This window comes from Pandoraea sp. NPDC090278 (genome assembly GCF_044772185.1).
GTDB lineage: Bacteria > Pseudomonadota > Gammaproteobacteria > Burkholderiales > Burkholderiaceae > Pandoraea.
The window spans coordinates 493744-512046 of record NZ_JBIVYJ010000001.1; the positions used below are offsets into that span (position 1 = coordinate 493744).

At 62.7% G+C, this 18303-nt stretch carries 17 protein-coding genes and 1 tRNA gene; 13 read left to right on the forward strand and 5 right to left on the reverse strand.

Annotated features, from left to right (window positions below; genetic code table 11):
* Positions 1–53: 53 nt before the first annotated feature.
* From ssuC to gltX, 4 genes are all read left to right on the forward strand, one after another.
* Positions 54–908, forward strand: a complete 855-nt coding sequence (ssuC, locus tag ACIQWO_RS02120; RefSeq protein ID WP_402818593.1) for an aliphatic sulfonate ABC transporter permease SsuC — start codon at positions 54–56, stop codon at positions 906–908.
* The gene (locus tag ACIQWO_RS02125; RefSeq protein WP_402818596.1) at positions 905–1909 is read left to right on the forward strand and encodes an ATP-binding cassette domain-containing protein; all 1005 of its coding nucleotides are present in this window, start codon (positions 905–907) and stop codon (positions 1907–1909) included. Before ssuC ends, ACIQWO_RS02125 begins: the two co-directional genes overlap by 4 nt.
* Before the next feature lie 63 nt (positions 1910–1972).
* Positions 1973–2188, forward strand: coding sequence for a molybdopterin-binding protein (locus ACIQWO_RS02130; RefSeq protein WP_039399140.1), 216 nt, complete (start codon positions 1973–1975; stop codon positions 2186–2188).
* Between the two features lie 229 nt (positions 2189–2417).
* A complete protein-coding gene (gltX, locus tag ACIQWO_RS02135) occupies positions 2418–3809 on the forward strand; it encodes a glutamate--tRNA ligase (RefSeq protein ID WP_402818600.1) in 1392 nt (463 codons plus the stop codon).
* Between the two features lie 138 nt (positions 3810–3947).
* Here gltX and ACIQWO_RS02140 read toward each other — a convergent pair whose 3' ends face one another.
* Positions 3948–4811 carry an inositol monophosphatase family protein gene (locus tag ACIQWO_RS02140; RefSeq protein ID WP_402818603.1) on the reverse strand — a complete coding sequence of 288 codons (864 nt, stop codon included), beginning with the start codon at positions 4809–4811 and terminating at the stop codon, positions 3948–3950.
* Positions 4812–5227: 416 nt separating this feature from the next.
* On the opposite strand from ACIQWO_RS02140, the gene ACIQWO_RS02145 reads away from it, so the two are divergent.
* Both ACIQWO_RS02145 and cysE read left to right on the forward strand, forming a co-directional pair.
* On the forward strand, positions 5228–6046 hold the full coding sequence (locus ACIQWO_RS02145; RefSeq protein ID WP_402818606.1) for an RNA methyltransferase: 819 nt from the start codon (positions 5228–5230) through the stop codon (positions 6044–6046).
* Between the two features lie 317 nt (positions 6047–6363).
* Entirely contained in the window at positions 6364–7173 is an 810-nt protein-coding gene (gene cysE / locus ACIQWO_RS02150; RefSeq protein ID WP_402818609.1) for a serine O-acetyltransferase, read from the forward strand.
* A 90-nt stretch (positions 7174–7263) separates the two neighbouring features.
* Here the strand turns inward: cysE and ACIQWO_RS02155 are convergent, their stop codons facing one another.
* The 4 genes from ACIQWO_RS02155 to ACIQWO_RS02170 form a co-directional block, all read right to left on the reverse strand.
* Complete coding sequence (locus ACIQWO_RS02155) at positions 7264–8115, reverse strand: UDP-2,3-diacylglucosamine diphosphatase (protein ID WP_402818612.1); 852 nt, start codon at positions 8113–8115, stop codon at positions 7264–7266.
* Between the two features lie 27 nt (positions 8116–8142).
* Positions 8143–8637: a peptidylprolyl isomerase gene (locus ACIQWO_RS02160; protein ID WP_150576826.1), complete on the reverse strand. Its 495-nt coding sequence runs from the start codon at positions 8635–8637 to the stop codon at positions 8143–8145.
* 45 nt (positions 8638–8682) lie between these two features.
* Entirely contained in the window at positions 8683–9258 is a 576-nt protein-coding gene (locus ACIQWO_RS02165; RefSeq protein WP_402821760.1) for a peptidylprolyl isomerase, read from the reverse strand.
* A 94-nt stretch (positions 9259–9352) separates the two neighbouring features.
* The gene (locus ACIQWO_RS02170) at positions 9353–10027 is read right to left on the reverse strand and encodes a tetratricopeptide repeat protein (protein ID WP_402818616.1); all 675 of its coding nucleotides are present in this window, start codon (positions 10025–10027) and stop codon (positions 9353–9355) included.
* A gap of 298 nt (positions 10028–10325) precedes the next feature.
* On the opposite strand from ACIQWO_RS02170, the gene cysS reads away from it, so the two are divergent.
* The 7 genes from cysS to ACIQWO_RS02205 all read left to right on the forward strand — a co-directional run bounded on the left by cysS (position 10326) and on the right by ACIQWO_RS02205 (position 18193).
* Positions 10326–11729: a cysteine--tRNA ligase gene (gene cysS, locus ACIQWO_RS02175; RefSeq protein ID WP_402818619.1), complete on the forward strand. Its 1404-nt coding sequence runs from the start codon at positions 10326–10328 to the stop codon at positions 11727–11729.
* Between the two features lie 26 nt (positions 11730–11755).
* Positions 11756–12904 carry a hypothetical protein gene (locus ACIQWO_RS02180; RefSeq protein WP_402818622.1) on the forward strand — a complete coding sequence of 383 codons (1149 nt, stop codon included), beginning with the start codon at positions 11756–11758 and terminating at the stop codon, positions 12902–12904.
* A gap of 177 nt (positions 12905–13081) precedes the next feature.
* Positions 13082–14050, forward strand: a complete 969-nt coding sequence (locus tag ACIQWO_RS02185; protein WP_150576830.1) for an acetyl-CoA carboxylase carboxyltransferase subunit alpha — start codon at positions 13082–13084, stop codon at positions 14048–14050.
* A gap of 139 nt (positions 14051–14189) precedes the next feature.
* Positions 14190–15611, forward strand: a complete 1422-nt coding sequence (gene tilS / locus ACIQWO_RS02190; protein ID WP_402818626.1) for a tRNA lysidine(34) synthetase TilS — start codon at positions 14190–14192, stop codon at positions 15609–15611.
* A gap of 507 nt (positions 15612–16118) precedes the next feature.
* Positions 16119–17369, forward strand: a complete 1251-nt coding sequence (locus ACIQWO_RS02195) for an aspartate kinase (protein WP_039399126.1) — start codon at positions 16119–16121, stop codon at positions 17367–17369.
* Positions 17370–17636: 267 nt separating this feature from the next.
* Positions 17637–17730, forward strand: a tRNA-Ser gene (locus tag ACIQWO_RS02200).
* A 121-nt stretch (positions 17731–17851) separates the two neighbouring features.
* On the forward strand, positions 17852–18193 hold the full coding sequence (locus ACIQWO_RS02205) for an FKBP-type peptidyl-prolyl cis-trans isomerase (protein ID WP_402818630.1): 342 nt from the start codon (positions 17852–17854) through the stop codon (positions 18191–18193).
* The last annotated feature ends 110 nt before the right edge of the window (positions 18194–18303 follow it).

Sequence of the window (18303 nt, forward strand, 5' to 3'; positions counted from 1 at the left end):
GATTTCATTGGATTGAACGGAATCGGGGCCGCGATGCCCCGGGGGAAATTCGCATGACCGAATCTACGCTGACGACTTCGCCCACCGACGCTACTACGCGTGCGGCAACACCCGGCGCGTTGCAACGCTACGGGCGCGTCGCTGCCCGACGCCTTGCGCCGTGGGCCGTGCCTGTCGTTCTTGTTGCGCTTTGGCAACTCGCCGCCGAGCAGGGCTGGCTGTCGACGCGGGTGCTGCCCGCACCGTCCGCCGTCGTGGAAGCTGCGTGGCAACTCGCGATTACGGGGCAGATCTGGCGCGATATCGGTGTATCGACCGGACGCGCCGTCATCGGCTTTCTCATCGGCGGCGGTCTCGGGCTGCTGCTGGGCATGCTGACAGGGCTGTCGCGCGTGGCGGAAACGGCACTCGACTCGTCGTTCCAGATGCTGCGCAACATCCCGCACCTGGCGCTGATACCGCTGGTGATTCTGTGGTTCGGCATCGACGAGAAAGCCAAGCTGTTCCTCGTCTCCATCGGGGTGTTCTTCCCGATGTATCTCAATACGTACGCGGGGATTCGTGCCGTCGATCCGGCCCTGGTCGAGATGGCGCGCAGCTACGGATTGCGCGGCTGGGCGCTGTATCGCGACGTGATTCTGCCCGGGGCGTTGCCGTCGATTCTGGTGGGCGTGCGCTTTTCGCTCGGCCTGATGTGGGTGACGTTGATCGTGGCGGAAACCATCTCGGCGCAATCGGGCATCGGCTATCTGACGATGAACGCTCGCGAGTTCCTGCAAACGGACATCGTACTCGTGGGGATTCTGCTTTACGCGCTGCTGGGCAAGCTGGCCGACGTGCTGGCCAAGGAACTGGAATTTCGCTGGTTGCGCTGGCATCCGGCCTTTCAACGAGGAGCCGCCGCATGAGCGCACAACAACTGGCCCCGGTCGCGGGTGCCGACATCGAAGCCGGATGGACGGCCGAACAGCGGGCCACCGGCCACGCGCACCGGCTGACGCTCGATCCGCAGGTCGATCCGTTCGGTACACGATTGCCGCTCGGAGCAAACGTGGCTGCGCAACGTGGCGCGGTGGGGACGAATCTTAAAGTGGTGCATCCGGCGAGTGACGCGCAAGCGTCCGGCGGGTTGCGTGTCGACGCCGTGGGCAAACGTTACGGCGCACGTTCGGTGCTGTCGGACTTCTCGCTGACGATTCCGCGCGGCGGATTCGCGGCCATCGTGGGGCGTAGCGGTTGCGGTAAGTCGACGCTGCTGCGTCTGATTGCCGGGCTGGAGACGCCGGACGCCGGGCGCATCACGCTCGATGGGCATGCGCTGGGCGACGCATCCGGCAAGGTGGCCACGCGCATCATGTTCCAGGACGCGCGTCTGCTGCCGTGGCGCACCGTGCTGGAGAACGTCGCCATCGGTTTGCCGAAGTCTTCGCATGCGAAGGCGCTCGACGTGCTGCGCGAAGTGGGGCTGGCCGAGCGTGCCGACGACTGGCCGAGTCAGCTCTCGGGCGGTCAGCGTCAGCGAGTGGCGCTGGCGCGTGCGCTGGTGCATCAGCCCGATCTGTTGCTGCTGGATGAGCCGCTCGGTGCGCTCGACGCGCTCACCCGCATCGAAATGCATGCGCTGATCGAGCGCCTGTGGCGCGCACACGGTTTCACGGCGCTGCTCGTCACGCATGACGTGCAGGAGGCGGTAGCGCTGGCGGATCGCGTGGTGCTCATCGAGGAAGGGCAACTGGGGCTCGATCAATCAGTATCGCTGGCACGCCCGCGAGCGCGCGGCAGCGTCGAATTTGCCGGACTCGAAGCTCAGGTGCTCGCACGCGTGCTGCAAACCGAAGTCGCGCCGTCGTCGCATGTGCCGGTGTCCGAGCCGCTGTGGCCAGCGGCCGCGGTGCGGTGGGCGATCTAGTCGCGCGTCGACACACTTTTCAACAACCTCTCGATCACATCTTTTCGAACACAGGAGTTCATCATGGGTATCACTGCCATCAACGTGCGTAACCAGTTCAAGGGCCGTATTCGCGAGATCCTGCGCGGCCCTGTGCTCTCGGAAGTGGACGTCGAGACGCCGAGCGGCATCGTCACGTCGGTCATCACCACGCGCTCGATCGACGAACTGCGTCTGGATATCGGCTCCGAGGTCGTGGCGCTGGTCAAAGCCACCGAGGTGTCGCTCGCCAAACTTTGACGGGCTGTCCGTCCCGCTTTTCCTGAGAAGTCAGCCTGCATCGGGCGCGCGCGGGGGCGACGTCCGATGCAGGTTTCAGGAAATTCCGAGTCCCGTCTCGGACTGTGCCGCGAATGCACGCACTCGGCTGATATAATGACGGCTTCCAAATGTTGGCGACCCGCCTGCGCGAATCCCTCCGCTGCGGGCGTTTTTGTTTGTCGCCGACGCGATGCACCGAAGCCAAACCATGACCACTGTCCGCACCCGCTTTGCGCCTAGCCCGACCGGTTTCATCCATCTGGGCAACATCCGTTCCGCTCTCTATCCGTGGGCCTTCGCGCGTCACAACAACGGCGCGTTCGTGCTGCGCATCGAAGACACCGACCTCGAGCGCTCCTCGCAGCAGGCCGTGGACGTCATTCTGGAAGGCATGGAATGGCTCGGCCTCGATTACGACGAAGGTCCGTTCTATCAGATGCAGCGCATGGATCGCTATCGCGAAGTGCTGGAGCAACTGAAGGCGGGCGGTCACGTTTATCCGTGCTACATGAGCATGGAAGAACTGGACGAACTGCGCGAGCAGCAACGCGTGCGTGGCGAGAAGCCGCGTTACGACGGCCGCTGGCGTCCGGAGCCGGGCAAGGTGTTGCCCGAGCCGCCGGCCGGTGTGCAGCCGGTGCTGCGCTTCAAGAACCCGCTGACCGGCAGCGTCGTGTGGGAAGACGCGGTCAAGGGCCGCATCGAAATCTCGAACGAAGAACTCGACGATCTGGTGATCGCGCGTCCCGATGGCACGCCGACGTATAACTTCTGCGTGGTCGTCGACGACATCGACATGGACATCACGCACGTGATTCGTGGCGACGACCACGTGAACAACACGCCGCGTCAGATCAACATCTTCGAAGCGCTGGGCAAGAAGTGGCCCGTGTACGCGCACTTGCCCACGGTGCTCAACGACCAGGGCGAGAAGATGTCGAAGCGCAACGGCGCGATGAGTGTCGTGCAGTACCGTGAAGAAGGCTATCTGCCGGAAGCCGTGGTGAACTATCTGGCGCGTCTGGGCTGGGCACACGGCGACGCGGAAGTGTTCTCGCGCGAGCAGTTCGTGGCGTGGTTCGATCTGGAGCATCTCGGTAAGTCGCCCGCACAGCACAACCCGGAAAAGCTTCAGTGGCTGAACAACCAGTATCTGAAGCAGGCGGACAACGACCGTCTGGCCGGGCTGACCGAGCCGTTCCTGCAAAAGGCGGGCGTGTCGATCGAGGGTGGCCCGTCGCTGGCCGGTGTCGTTGGTCTGTTCAAGGATCGCGCCAACACGATCAAAGACATCGCAGCGAGCGCCGAGATGTTCTACCGTGCACCCGCCCCGTCGGCTGAAGACATGAAGCAGCACATGACCGATGCCGCACGCGCCGCCGTGAAGGATCTGGCAACTGCGCTGACCGCGTTGCCCGAATGGAAGAAGGAAGCCATTTCACCGGCGTTCAAGGCGACGCTCGCGCAGCACGGCATGAAGATGCCGCAACTCGCGATGCCGGTGCGTCTGCTCGTCGTGGGCACCACGCACACGCCAGCCATCGATGCGGTGCTGGAACTGCTGGGCCGCGACGCAGTGCTGGCGCGTCTGGCCGCCTGACCGGTTCGACGTCAAGGCACGAGATTCCGGTACAGCTACGGCGGCGCCGGACACAAAAAACCCCGGGATGCGTGAGCATTGCCGGGGTTTTTTGTTGGGGACGCCGCGAGTGCCGCGTCCCTGAGGCCTTGCAGTGACTTACGCCTGCGAGCTGCCTTCCGCGGAGACGGAGAGCGTGCCCGACTTGGCCGACGGGGCCGGGCGCTTCGTGAGCGAATAGCCTTCGAGAAGCTTGACCATCTGTGCGTAGATCTTCGGGTTGCCCGCGAGGATTTCGCCTTCGAACAGGAAGTCGGATTCGCCCGTGTAGTTGCCGACCAGACCACCGGCTTCGGTGATCAGCAGGCTGCCTGCGGCCATGTCCCACGGGTTCAGGCCTTGCTCGAAGAAACCGTCCATGCGGCCGGCGGCGACGTTGGCCAGATCCAGCGCGGCAGCGCCCGGGCGACGGATGCCAGCGCAATGCTCGGTCATCGTGCCGAACATCTTCAGGTAGTTTTCCACGCCTTGCAGATCGCGGAACGGGAAGCCGGTGCCGATCAGGCCGTCGGCCAGACGATCACGGCGCGAGACGCGAATACGCTTGCCGTCGAGGAACGCACCGCGGCCGCGCGAGGCGGTGAACAGTTCGTTGCGGGTCGGATCGTAGATCACGGCTTGCGAGACGACGCCCTTGTGTGCGAGGGCAATCGACGTGCAGTAGTAGGGCAGGCCGTGGATGAAGTTGGTGGTGCCGTCGAGCGGATCGATGATCCACTGGAATTCCGAGCCGGAATTGCCGTGCTCTTCGCCCGATTCTTCGGCGAGGATGGCGTGGTCGGGATAGGCTTCAAGGAGGACGCTGATGATCGCTTGCTCTGCCGCTTTGTCCACTTCCGTCACGAAGTCGTTGTGCTGTTTCTTGCTGACCTGAACCTTCTCGATGTCCAGGGAGCCTCGGCTGATGATGGAGCCGGCGCGGCGCGCGGCTTTCACCGCGATATTGAGCATGGGATGCTGCATGACAGATTCCTGTTAAGGCCATCGCTGGCGAGACGCGCGACCCCCATTGGGTCGGTCGGCAAGCGTGGCAGACAAAGCGAACAAATTGAGCAAGAGCGATGCCCCGACAAGCGCCGCGCACTGTGTGGCGGCTCGTTTGCAGGGGCGAAAACGCGTATTTTAGCAAAAATGCGGCGGGTGCGCTTCGGAACCTGTATGTTCCGACCCTTTTTTCGGCTTTTGCCCCATGCCATGCACTTTTAGCCGCGCGGTCGGCGGGTGTTTGCCGGACATTTCGGCGGCGTTGCGTCCGGCGTTAGCCCTCCGCCGCGCCGAATCAGGCAAAATAGCGCCGTTGTGCGCTGTCGCAGGCTCCTGCGCTGCGCTGTCCGCTGTCGTTTCCGGTCCCGCTCCCGATTCCCCTCTATCGCCGTCTCATGTCCCAGTCTGCTTCGTCCGCTCCCCATTCCCCGTCGCCGTTGTTCGATCAGGTGCGTTTCGTGCTCAACGAGACGAGTCATCCGGGTAACGTCGGCTCGGCCGCGCGAGCGATCAAGACGATGGGTTTTGGCCGACTGGTGCTGGCAGCGCCGCGTGCCGGGGCGGACGTGCTGCGTGATCCGGAAGCGATCGCGCTCGCCAGCGGTGCCGACGACGTACTCGCCAACACGCTGATCGTGCCGGATCTCGTCACGGCATTGCAGGGCGTGAGCTGGGCAGTAGCGCTCTCCGCGCGCTCACGTGAGTACGGACCGCCGAACGCCGAGCCGCGCGAGAGTGCGGCCATCGCTGTCCAACATGCGGGGCAGGGCGAAGCGGTGGCGTTCGTGTTCGGCAGCGAGCGCACCGGTTTGTCGAATGCGGACGTGGACCGGTGCAACGCGCTCGTGCACATTCCCGCGAACCCGGTCTATAGCTCGCTCAACCTTTCGCAGGCCGTGCAGCTGATCGCCTGGGAAATGCGCATGGCGTGTCTGGCGCAGGCGCGCGGTGATGCGCCTCAGGTCGTGACGGTGGCGACGCCGGTCGCCGATGCCGCTTCGCATGACGCGCTGGCGACACGCGATGACGTCGAAGGCATGCTCACGCATCTGGAGCGCGCGCTCGTCGAGCTCGATTTTCTCGACCCCGACAATCCCAAGAAGTTGATGACGCGACTGCGTCGTCTGTTCGCGAAGAGCCATCTTGAGCGCGAGGAGGTCAACATCCTGCGCGGCATCTCGAAGCACATTCTGGAGCGCAAGGTGCGCCGCTGATTGCTGCAAATATCGCGAAAAGGTCCTACAATCGGCTGTCATATGCTTATACGCCTTTCGCGGATATGAATCGTTTGCGCCAGCGTTGCGCCGCCTCTCTGCCTTACCACGTCCACTGTTGTTAGCCATGCGCTGACCTGCGTGATGCGTTGCCTCGTCGGCGCGCGTCACCGCTTCGCCATTTCGCAATGCGGCGCCTACCACGGCCGCCGCAGCGCACATCGCTGCATTCCAGCACTCCCGGAATCACCCGCTAATACGCGACGATCCGTCCCCAAGACGGTCGGACGCCGCACGACAGGACAGAACTCAGGCTTATGTTCACTCGTCTTCGCGAAGATATCGCCGCCATCCGGCAAAAAGACCCCGCTGCCCGTAGCAACTGGGAAGTCTTCACTTGCTATCCCGGCCTGCATGCCGTGATGTTGCATCGGGTGGCGCATCGCTGCTGGACGTCGGGTTTCAAATGGAGCGGACGCTACATCTCGCAATACGCTCGCTTTCTGACCGGCATCGAGATTCATCCGGGGGCGACGCTCGGCCGTCGCGTGTTCATCGATCACGGCATGGGCGTGGTGATCGGTGAGACAGCGGTGATTGGCGACGATTGCACGATCTATCAGGGCGTGACGCTCGGCGGTACGTCGCTCACACGCGGCGCGAAGCGTCACCCGACCTTGGAGGCAGGCGTGATCGTCGGTGCGGGGGCGAAGGTGCTCGGCGGCTTTACGGTGGGTGAGGGCGCGAAGATCGGTTCGAACGCGGTGGTCGTCAAACCGGTCCCGGCGGGTGGCACGGCGGTGGGCAATCCGGCGCGCGTCGTGCGTCCCGGTGCGCCGCGCGAAGACGCACAGGCTGGCGAAGGCGAGTGTAAGCCGAATCAGCCCAATAAACCGAATACGCCGGAAGTGCCGGAGTTCTCGGCCTACGGCATTACGCCCAACGCCGATGACCCGGTCTCACTCGCGATTCATGGCCTGATCGAGAACGCGACGGATCAGTCGCACAAGATCGATGTCATGGTGGCGGCGCTTAACCAGCTCGGCGCGCATCTCGAAGCGCTCGGCGCAAGCAAGATCGATACGGCCGAGTTGCGCAAGTTAGGCAAGGAAATTCAGGACATGTGACGTGGTGGGGCGACGGCAGCGAATCGTCGTCGTCACGGATTCAAACAAAAACGGCTCGTTTAGCAACGAGCCGTTTTTACATCGCAACGCTTATGTCGCGGAGGGTGCCAGGTCGACGGCGCGTAAGCCGTGCGTGTCCCATTGCAGATAGCCGCCGCGTGGCGGATCCACATCGAATTCCCAGTCTGGCAGGACCCAGCGTACGCGTCGTCCGTCGACGTGACGTGCCGGACGATGCGTGTGACCGTGCACCAGCGTGCGCTCGCCGGCGGCTTCGAGCAGCGCGGCGATGGCATGGGCGTTGGCGTCGGCGTCGGCGTAGGCCATGCGATGTGCGCCCTTGGCGGCGCTGCGTCGGCGGATGCGATCCGCAATCCCCATGCGCACGCGCAGCGGCAACGTCAGGAAAAAAGCCTTACCGAGCGGCGAATGCGCGACGCGGCGAAAGCGCTGATAACCCACGTCGTCGGTGCACAACTGGTCGCCGTGGCTGAGCACAAGCGCCTGACCGAGGAACGAGAACACGCAGGGATCGTCGAGCATGACCGCGCCCGCCGCCCGTGCGAAGCGCTTGCCGAGCAGGAAGTCGCGATTGCCGCGCATCACCGCGATGGGCACGCCGCTGGCCGAGAGTTCCGCCATCGCGGCCGTCATGCGGCGTGCGAATACACCGAGCGGTTCGTTGACCGGCGTGGCCGAGGCGGGCACGTTTTCGGCGTCGCGGTCGGCATCGAGCATGTCGTCGCCGATCCAGTATTCGAACAGATCGCCGAGGACGAAAAGGATGGACGCTTCACGCGCGGGACCGCGCAGGAAGTCTTCGAAGACTTGCACCGTCTGCGGCAGGGCCGGCGAGAGGTGAAGATCGGAAATGAAAAGCGCGGGCCCGTCGCCCCGTGGTATCACGGGGCATTGCGGGCACCGCGCAGTCGATACTGGCATCGAGTGTCGCAGTTCGCGTGAGGGCGCTTACGCGACGATCACAGCCTTCTCGATCACGACGTCCTCAACCGGCACGTCCTGGTGGAAGCCCTTCGAACCGGTCTTCACGCCCTTGATGGCGTCGACCACTTCCTGGCCTTCGACGACCTTGCCGAACACGGCGTAACCCCAGCCTTGCGGCGTCGGCGAGCTGTGGTTCAGGAAGTCGTTGTCGTTCACGTTGATGAAGAACTGGGCCGTGGCCGAGTGCGGATCGTTCGTGCGGGCCATGGCCAGCGTGTACTTGTCGTTCTTCAGGCCGTTGTTGGCTTCGTTCTCGATGGTCGCTTCGGTCGCCTTTTGCTTCATACCGGCTTCGAAACCGCCACCCTGGACCATGAAGCCGTTGATGACGCGGTGGAACACCGTGCCGTCATAGAAACCGTTCTTGACGTAGTTCAGGAAGTTCTCGACCGTCTTCGGTGCCTTGGCTGCGTCGAGTTCGATGCGAATGACGCCGTGATTGGTGTGCAGTTCAACCATGATGCTTTCCTTCTAATGAAATGATCCCGGCGGGCCGGAGGATTTTCAGCGTTTGACGACGCTGGCCGATTCGATCACGACCGTCGTGGCGGGCACGTCGGAATACATGCCTTTGCGGGTCGTGGCCACACCCTTGATCTTCTCGACGGTGTCCATGCCGGACACCACCTTGCCGAATACCGTATAGCCGAAGCCATCCGGGTTGGGGTAATCCAGTGACGCATTATCCTTCACATTGATAAAGAATTGCGCGGTCGCGGAGTTCGGATCGGAGGTGCGGGCCATGGCGATGGTGCCGATGGTGTTCTTCAGGCCGTTCTTCGATTCGCTGGGAATCGCGGCGCGCGTGGGTTTCTGGTCCATGTTCGGGGTAAAACCGCCGCCCTGAATCATGAAGCTGTTGATCACGCGATGAAAGATCGTGCCATTGTAGAAACCATCGTTGACGTACTGAAGGAAGTTCTCGACCGTCTTCGGTGCTGCCTTCGGGTTGACTTCGACCACGAAATTGCCGAGCGACGTCTTGAATTGCACCTGGGGCTGCGCGTTTTGCGCAAAGGCCGGCAGGCTCGCGCCCGTTAGGGCTGCGGCCGCCACCACGGTGGCAACGCCGCCGAGCATGGCGCGACGCAGGCGATTCGGAAAGGACATACGTGTCTCCCTGTATCGATATGAAGGGGGAAGGTGGAACGGAGTTCGAGTCGCTGCCCCGGGCTTAGTTGCCCGACTTGCCGATGTTTTTCACGGCGGCGTCCTCGCTGGGCTTTTGCGGCGACGGCGTCTGGCTGACCGGCGCGGCGCGTTGCGGGGTCAGCATATTGGACAGCAGCTTTTCTCGGTTCGACACGCGAGCCGTCGGCGCGAGCTTCAGAGATTTCTGATATGCCTGCTGCGCGAGCTTGGCGTAGACGTCGCCCAGATTCGAATACGCGACCGCGAAGTTCGGGTTGTTGCGAATCGCGCTCTCGAGTGCGGCGCGGGCCTTGTCGTACTCGCCCGCCTGCGCGTAGAGCGCGGCCAGGTTGTTGAACGGCTCGGGCAGTTCCGGGAAGTCCTGCGTGAGCGCCGTGAAGACGTCGATGGCTTCCGCATTACGGCCCATTTCCATCAGCACGCGACCGCGCGTGAAGCGCACCTGCGCGTCGCGCGGGTATTGCTTCAGATGCTCGTCGATCTTGGTCAGGGCGTCGTTGAACTTGTCCGCATCGACCAGCTTGTTAATGGCCGATTCGCTCGCTTGCTGCGGCGTTTGCAGCGGTTTGGGCGGGGGCGGATCGGTGATGGCCTGCGCACCGGCGGGCAGTGCGAACAGCGCACTGGCCACGCCGAGCGTTGCGGCCGCGAGCGAGAGTGCGCGTGCGCTGCGCGAGACAGCGGCGAGCGGGCGCACATGAGAAAGAAGGCGCGAAGGAACGTGCGTCAGGGGAGACAAAAGTGACCGGCTTCGTTGCGTCATAGTGGGTGCTTGGGATACCTGAGAGGTGCGCAAGAGATGCTATACTCGGCCGCATTCTAACAAAACACCTGCGCCCGGCCCGCGCCATTTCTCGATGTGGCGGTGGAGGCGGTTCGCAGGTTCGTTTTTTCTACCGCACGGCGCGCAGCCCGCCTCGCGATATCGCTCTCGTTTCACGCGGGGATATCGTCGCAGCGTCCAGCGCTGTTGCCGCCCGGTCAAGCGCATATCTATGGATTCACTCCGTGTCTACAACTCGCTCGCGCGAGATAAACAGTCGTTCGCACCCCTCGTTCCCGGCGAAGTTCGCATGTATGTCTGTGGGATGACGGTGTACGACTACTGTCACATTGGTCATGCGCGCGTGATGGTGGTGTTCGACATGGTGCAGCGCTGGTTGCGCACGCTCGGCTATCGCGTCACGTACGTGCGCAACATCACGGATATCGACGACAAGATCATCAAACGCGCGGTCGAGAATGGCGAGACCATGCGCGAACTGACCACGCGTTTCATTGCTGCGATGCATGAAGATGCCGATGCGCTCGGCGTTCAGCGTCCCGACCATGAGCCGCGTGCCACCGACTTCATTCCGCAGATGGTCGACATGATCGGCACGTTGCAACGCAACGGTTACGCCTACCAGGCCGAAGACGGCGACGTGAACTATGCCGTGCGCAAGTTCTCGACGTACGGCCAGCTGTCGGGCAAGTCCATCGAAGACCTGCGCGCAGGTGAGCGCGTGGCGGCCAATACGGCGAAGCAGGATCCGCTCGACTTCGTGCTGTGGAAGCGCGCGAAGGACACCGAGCCGGAAGAGTCGAAGTGGGCGTCGCCTTGGGGCGCTGGCCGTCCGGGCTGGCACATCGAGTGCTCGGCCATGAGCTGCCAGTTGCTCGGCAACCATTTCGACATTCACGGCGGTGGTGCGGATCTGCAATTCCCGCATCACGAGAACGAGATCGCGCAGAGCGAAGGGGCGACGGGCGAGACGTTCGTCAATTACTGGATGCACAACGGTTTCGTGCGCGTGGACAACGAGAAGATGTCCAAGTCGCTCGGCAACTTCTTCACCATTCGTGAAGTGCTGGCGAAGTTCGACGCGGAAGTCGTGCGCTTCTTCATCTTGCGCGCCCAGTATCGCAGCCCGCTCAACTACAGCGATGTCCATCTGGACGATGCTCGCGGCGGTCTGACGCGTCTGTACACGGCGCTCAAGGATGCGGCGAGCGACGGCGCGCCGTTGGACTGGAACGAGCCATTCGCGCAGCGATTTGCCGCAGCGATGAGCGACGACTTCAACACGCCGGTCGCCATTGCGGTGTTGTTCGAGCTGGCAGGCGAAATCAACAAGCAGCGCGATCCTGTGCTGGTGCGCCAGTTGCAGGGGCTGGCGGCGACCTTGGGCTTGCTCGGCCGCGATCCGCAGTCGTTCCTTCAAGGGGCGGCGGGCGACGAGGGTGCAGGCGATGGTGATGCGCTGCGCGCGTCGGTCGAGGCGCGCATCGAAGCGCGTGCTCAGGCCAAACGTGATCGTAATTTTGCGGAAGCCGATCGCATTCGTGCCGAATTGCTGGCCGAGGGGATCGTGCTGGAAGACCGTCCCGGAGGCGCCACCGAATGGCGTCGTGCCTGAGCGCGACGCATCGAGGCAAAACACTCATGGTGACTCGTAAATCCGTAGCCGCGAAGGTCGCAACCGGGACCCCGGCGCCCAAGCGTTCGGCAAAAGGTTCGACGACGGCGAAGCCGGTGTCGGCACCGGTCGACGGCGCGCGTCGCAGTCCGCTGAAGTCGACCGGCTCGATTGCGTCGACCGCAACGCGAACGGCGGCTGTCAAGCCGACTACCAAGCCAACCGGAAAGACAGCGGCGGGCAAGACTGCGAAGGCGCCTGCGAAGTCGTCCGGCGTGGGCGCAGCCCGCAAGGCGTCGGTGCCGAAGACCGGGCCGGTCGTCGCAAAGAAGGCCGCTTCGAAGCCGCCTGTGAAGACGCCGCGCAAGACTACCGCTAAATCGGACGCGAAACCGAACGCAAAGCCGGACGCGTCCAGCGCGGCCACCACGCGGCGCGTTATCGCCAAGCGCGATGGCGAGACGCGCATCGTCACGCCGGAGATCGAGCGTCTCGAACAAGAGGTGGTCGAGCAGGCGGTGACGGGCGTTGTGCCCTTGCCGGTTGCGCCGGGTGCAACGCGTCCCGACTTCTGGGATCAGGCGTGTGCGGATCTCATGAAGCGCGACCGAATTCTCAAGAAGCTGATTCCTCAGTTTGGCCCGGCGCATCTGACCGGACGTGGCGAGCCGTTCGTTACGCTCGCGCGCTCGATCGTCGGTCAGCAGATTTCCGTGAAGGCGGCGCAGGCGGTGTGGGATCGCGTCGTGGCGATCTGTCCGAAGCTTTCGCCGTCGCAGTTCATCAAGGCGGGGCACGATGCGCTCGCCGGTTGTGGGCTGTCGCGTCGCAAGGCCGAGTACATTCTCGATCTGGCGACGCATTTCAAGTCCGGTGCGCTGCACGTCGATGCGTGGGCGAGCATGGACGACGAGGCGGTCATTGCCGAGCTGACCGGTATCCGCGGCATCGGCCGGTGGACGGCCGAAATGTTCCTGATGTTCAATCTGTTGCGTCCCGACGTCCTGCCGCTCGACGATGTCGGGCTGATCAACGCCATCAGCGTCAACTATTTCAGCGGCGAGCCTGTCACGCGCAGCGAAGCACGTGAAGTCGCTGCCAACTGGGAGCCCTGGCGCTCCGTCGCCACGTGGTACATGTGGCGGAGTCTCGAACCGGTGCCGGTCGAATATTGATCGATACCGATCATTTACGGTTTCTATAGACGCGAGGACGTATAATCCGCGTCCATTCTGTCTCATCCAGTCATTTTTGACGGCTATTGCGGGTCGACAGGCGATGAAAGTTGCCTATCTCATCCGGGTAGACGTTACCGGCGGTACAATACGCTGCCGCATTTCCGGGGAAACCTGATGAAGAACACCTTTTTGGATTTTGAACAGCCGATCGCCGAACTCGACGCGAAGATTGAAGAGTTGCGCTTCGTGCAAGACGATTCAGCCGTCGATATTTCCGAAGAGATCGAGCGCCTCTCCAAGAAGAGCCAGCAGCTCACCAAGGACATTTACGCAAACCTGTCGCCTTGGCAGGTTTCGCAGATCGCACGTCATCCGCAGCGTCCTTACACGCTCGATTACGTCCGCGACATCTTCACCGACTTTCATGAGCTTCATGGCGATCGTACCTTCTCGGACGATCACGCCATTGTGGGCGGTATGGCACGCTTTAACGGCCAGGCCTGCATGGTCATCGGTCATCAGAAGGGGCGCGACACCAAAGAGCGCGCCATGCGCAACTTCGGGATGCCGCGTCCGGAGGGCTATCGCAAGGCCTTGCGTCTGATGAAGATGGCCGAGAAGTTCGGCCTTCCGCTCTTCACGTTCGTCGACACGCCGGGTGCCTATCCGGGCATCGATGCCGAAGAGCGCGGTCAGTCGGAAGCCATCGGTCACAACCTGTACGCGATGACCGAACTCAAAACGCCGATCATCACCACGATCATCGGTGAGGGTGGTTCGGGCGGCGCGTTGGCCGTGGCTGTCGCCGATACGGTCATGATGTTGCAGTTCTCGACGTATTCGGTGATTTCGCCGGAAGGTTGCGCGTCGATTCTGTGGAAGAGCGCAGCGAAGGCCCCTGAGGCTGCAGAGGCGCTGGGCTTGACGGCACATCGTCTGAAGGCGCTGGGTCTGATCGACAAGATCGTCAACGAGCCGCTGGGTGGCGCGCAACGCGATCCGCTCGGTATGGCGGGTATGCTCAAGCGTGCGTTGGCCGATTCGCTGCGTCAGTTCCAGGGCATGAGCCACAAGGAGCTGCTTGAGCGTCGTTTCGAGCGCCTGATGAGCTATGGCAAATTCAAGGAAGCCGGCGCGAAGTAAAGCGCATGCCGATGCGTCGTCGCCTGTCGTGGCGATGACGCCGAATCCGATGCCTCATCACGAATCTTCTGCTGCCGCGTTCGCATCTGTCCGATGCGACGCGGCAGTTGCACATGTAGACGTCGCTTTGCGTCTTGCATTGACGGCGCACGTCCTACCTCATCGCGATTCCCCCGCGTCACCGCCACGTCTGGCCATCGCGCTCAGTGGCGGCCTCGATTCGATGGTGCTGCTCGATGCGTTGGCGCATTGGGTGCAAAAGCGCCGCGAAACCGGGCCGTCGGGCGAAGCGGTCGAGCCGATGCCGCAGCCGCTGGCCATCCACATCCATCACGGACTTTCCGAACATGCCGACGAGTGGCTCGCCGTGTGCGAGCGCGAGGCGCGCTTGCGTGGGTTCGCCTTCGAGGCGCGGCATGTGAGTGTGCCGAGCGATGCGCGACAGGGCATCGAAGGTGCGGCGCGTGCGGCGCGCTACGACGCGCTGGCGTCGACCTGTCTGACGCATGACGTCGGCTGGTTGCTGACGGCGCATCATGCCAACGACCAGGCGGAGACCGTGCTCTTGCAGATGTTGCGCGGTGCCGGGTTGCCGGGCGTCGCCGCGATGGCGTTGGAAGGGGCGCTGCCGGTCGTCGGGCGTAGCGCGGATCGTGTGCGTCTGTTGCGTCCGTTGCTCGACGTTTCGCGCGAAACGATGCGTGCGTACGCCAAGGCGCGATCGCTGACGTGGGTCGAAGATCCGTCCAACGAAGATCGTCACTATTTGCGCAACGCGTTGCGTCACGACGTGATGCCTGCGATTGCGTCGCATGTGCCTGCATATCGCGAGACGTTGGCGCGATTTGCGCGTCATGCTGCGCAGGCGCAGACATTGCTCGATCAATTGGCGCAGCTCGACTTCGAAATGGCGCGTGTGCCGAATGTGGGCGACGAGGAGCGTTTGCAGCGAACGCGCTTGCAGGGCCTCGATGCTGCGCGTCTGGCGAACCTGCTGCGTTACTGGACGGCACGTCGTGGCTTGGCGACGCCACCGGAAGCGCGTCTTGATGAGTGGGTGCGTCAGATTCGCGATGCGCAGGCGGAAGCGTCGCTCGAATTGCCGCATGGCGAAGCGGTGCTGCGGTTGTATCGCGACGAATTGCAGTGGACGGCGATCTACGAGATGGCGGATCCGGACGATGTGGTGTCCGACGTCGTGCTGCGTTGGGCGGGTGAGCGAGAGTGGCATTTGCCGCAGTGGAAGGGCAGCATCGTTTTCACGCCGGTGAGCGAAGACGAAGAGACGTCAGGAAGCATCGGCGAGCAGGTATTGCGCGCATCCGCGTTGGTGGCGAAGGCGAGGGTGGGTGGCGAGCGTTGGCGGGAGCATGCGCAGGGACATTCGCGGTCGTTGAAGCATTGGTATCAGAGCCGTGGTGTTGCGGCGTGGTTGAGAAATGTGCCGATCGTGTGGCAGGCGGGCGCGATCGTCTTCGTCCCGAGGCTTGGCGTCGACGGCGCAGCGCAGCGGGAAGAGGGTGGCACGCGATGGGTGATGGCGTGGCGCGACGAGGCGTGAAGTGGGATTCGGAAGTTTGAGTGGCGGGGATTGGTGGCACCCTGGCGTAGCGACTTTCAGTGGAGCCTAGCCGGGTGCTGCCAATCCCCGCTGCCCGGAAGGTTGAGAGAGCTGGGCGGGAGACGGCCGGAGCGACCGCCCTGCGTGTTCAGGCATTCAATGGAGCCTAGCGGGGTGCTGCCAGTCCCCGCGGCCCGGAAGGTTGAGAGGGCTGAGCGGGAATTGGCCGAAGCGACAAACCTGGGTGTACCTCGGGCTCAAGGGAATTGAGCGGAGCCTAAGTAACAACGAGGCACCGCCAACTAAAACTTCCGCGAAATTCAGCATAACCTGCTGCCGGATGCGGCTTCATGGGTTCATCGCAGCGCAATGTGCGTCAAACCGACGCCAACGCGATACATTCGTGCGATAATCAAAAGTTCCGCGAATCGAAACGTCACCGATACCCATGAAGGGGTATCCGCGCAGGATTCATAAACGGTTTTAAATCAATGTGTTAGCAATGTTATGGCTCTGATCGTACACAAATACGGCGGCACGTCGATGGGCTCGGTGGAGCGCATCAAGAATGTCGCCAAGCGCGTGGCCAAGTGGCATAAAGCCGGTCACAAGATGGTGGTGGTGCCGTCGGCGATGTCCGGCGAGACCAATCGTCTGCTGGGCCTGGCCAAAGAGATTTCGGCCAATCCGGATCCGCGCGAACTCGACGCCATTGCCGCCACGGGCGAGCAAGTGAGCGTTGGCCTGCTCGCAATGGCCCTCAAAGAGGCTGGCGTCGATGCCGTGAGCTACGCCGGCTGGCAAGTACCGATCAAGACCGACAGCGCTTTCACCAAGGCTCGCATTTCGGAAATCGACGACAAGCGCGTCATGGCCGATCTCAATGCGGGTCGCGTGGTCGTCATCACCGGTTTCCAGGGGATCGATCCGAACGGCAACGTGACCACGCTCGGTCGCGGTGGCTCGGACACCTCGGCGGTGGCAGTCGCTGCCGCACTCAAGGCCGACGAGTGCCTGATTTACACCGACGTCGATGGCGTGTACACGACGGACCCGCGTGTGGTCGACGAGGCTCGCCGCCTCGACAAGGTGACCTTCGAAGAGATGCTGGAAATGGCCAGCCTCGGTTCCAAGGTGCTGCAGATCCGCTCGGTGGAATTCGCCGGCAAGTACCAAGTCAAGACTCGCGTGTTGTCGAGCCTGACTGACCCGATGATCGCGCTCGACGAAGAAGCGCGCTCGGGCACGCTGATTACTTTTGAGGAAGACGAACAAATGGAAAAGGCCATCATCTCGGGTATCGCATTCCAGCGCGACGAGGCCAAGATCACCGTGCGTGGCGTGCCGGATCGCCCAGGCATTGCGTACCAGATTCTCGGCCCGATCGCCGACGCGAACATCGATGTCGACATGATCATCCAGAACCTGAGCGTCGAAGGTAAGACCGACTTCACGTTCACCGTGCCGCGTGGCGACTACCAGCGCGCCATGACGCTGCTGCAAAGCGACGTGCAAGGCCATATCGGCGCTGCCGAAGTCATCGGCGACCCGAAGGTGTCGAAGGTGTCGATCGTCGGCGTGGGCATGCGCTCGCACGTGGGTATCGCCAGCAAGGCGTTCCGCACGCTGTCGGAAGAGGGCATCAACATCCAGCTGATCTCCACGTCCGAAATCAAGATCTCGGTGCTCATCGACGAGAAGTACATGGAGCTCGCCGTGCGCGCGCTGCATAAGGCGTTCGAACTCGATCAGGCGTAAGTGACGGTTGGCGATCGTAGCGATCGTCATTGATTACTTGCCGTCGCTTCGGACGGCAAAAAGACGTGCCGTATGTGAGCGTGATGCATGCGGCGCGCAACGGAATTTTCGGGCAGCGATGCGGGAAAATTCCCGTGTACGTGTCGGGTGCATGACAGGTACGCAAAAAAAGTTGGGTTTCGATGCGGATAATGTTTGACGGCATCGAGAACAGCCGGTAGTATCACGGTCTCGTCGCATCACCTCCCTGGTGCGACGACAAGTTTGGGAGACGTGGCCGAGAGGTCGAAGGCACTCCCCTGCTAAGGGAGCATCTGGGCCAAAACCTGGATCGAGGGTTCGAATCCCTCCGTCTCCGCCAAGTCGCCTTGGCGGAACACCCCCGGCTCTTCGCGGAGAGCCGGGGGTTTTTTCTTTCCCGAGTTCGCGCGTTGGCGATACCTCGCGCGTCGATATCCTCTCTTCTTCGAGCGAGAACAACCATGTCGACTGTCACTACCGATTCCGGCCTGCAATACGAAGACCTGCAAATGGGCGATGGCGCAGAAGCCACCCCGGGCAAGACCGTGACCGTGCATTACACGGGCTGGCTCACCGACGGCAAGAAATTCGATTCCAGCAAAGACCGTAACGATCCGTTCGCCTTCGTGCTTGGCGGCGGCATGGTCATTCGCGGTTGGGACGAAGGCGTTGCCGGCATGAAGGTCGGCGGCAAGCGCAAACTCATTATTCCGGCCGAACTCGGCTACGGTGCACGCGGTGCAGGCGGCGTGATTCCGCCGAACGCCACCCTGGTCTTCGAGGTTGATCTGTTGGACGTCTGAAGCATCGAAACGCCGCCCGAACCACACTGAGGCGGCACAGTCGAAGCAACAGACACCCCCGGTGCCTCGCAGGCGCCGGGGGTGTTGTCTTTTGGAGTTCAAATACATGT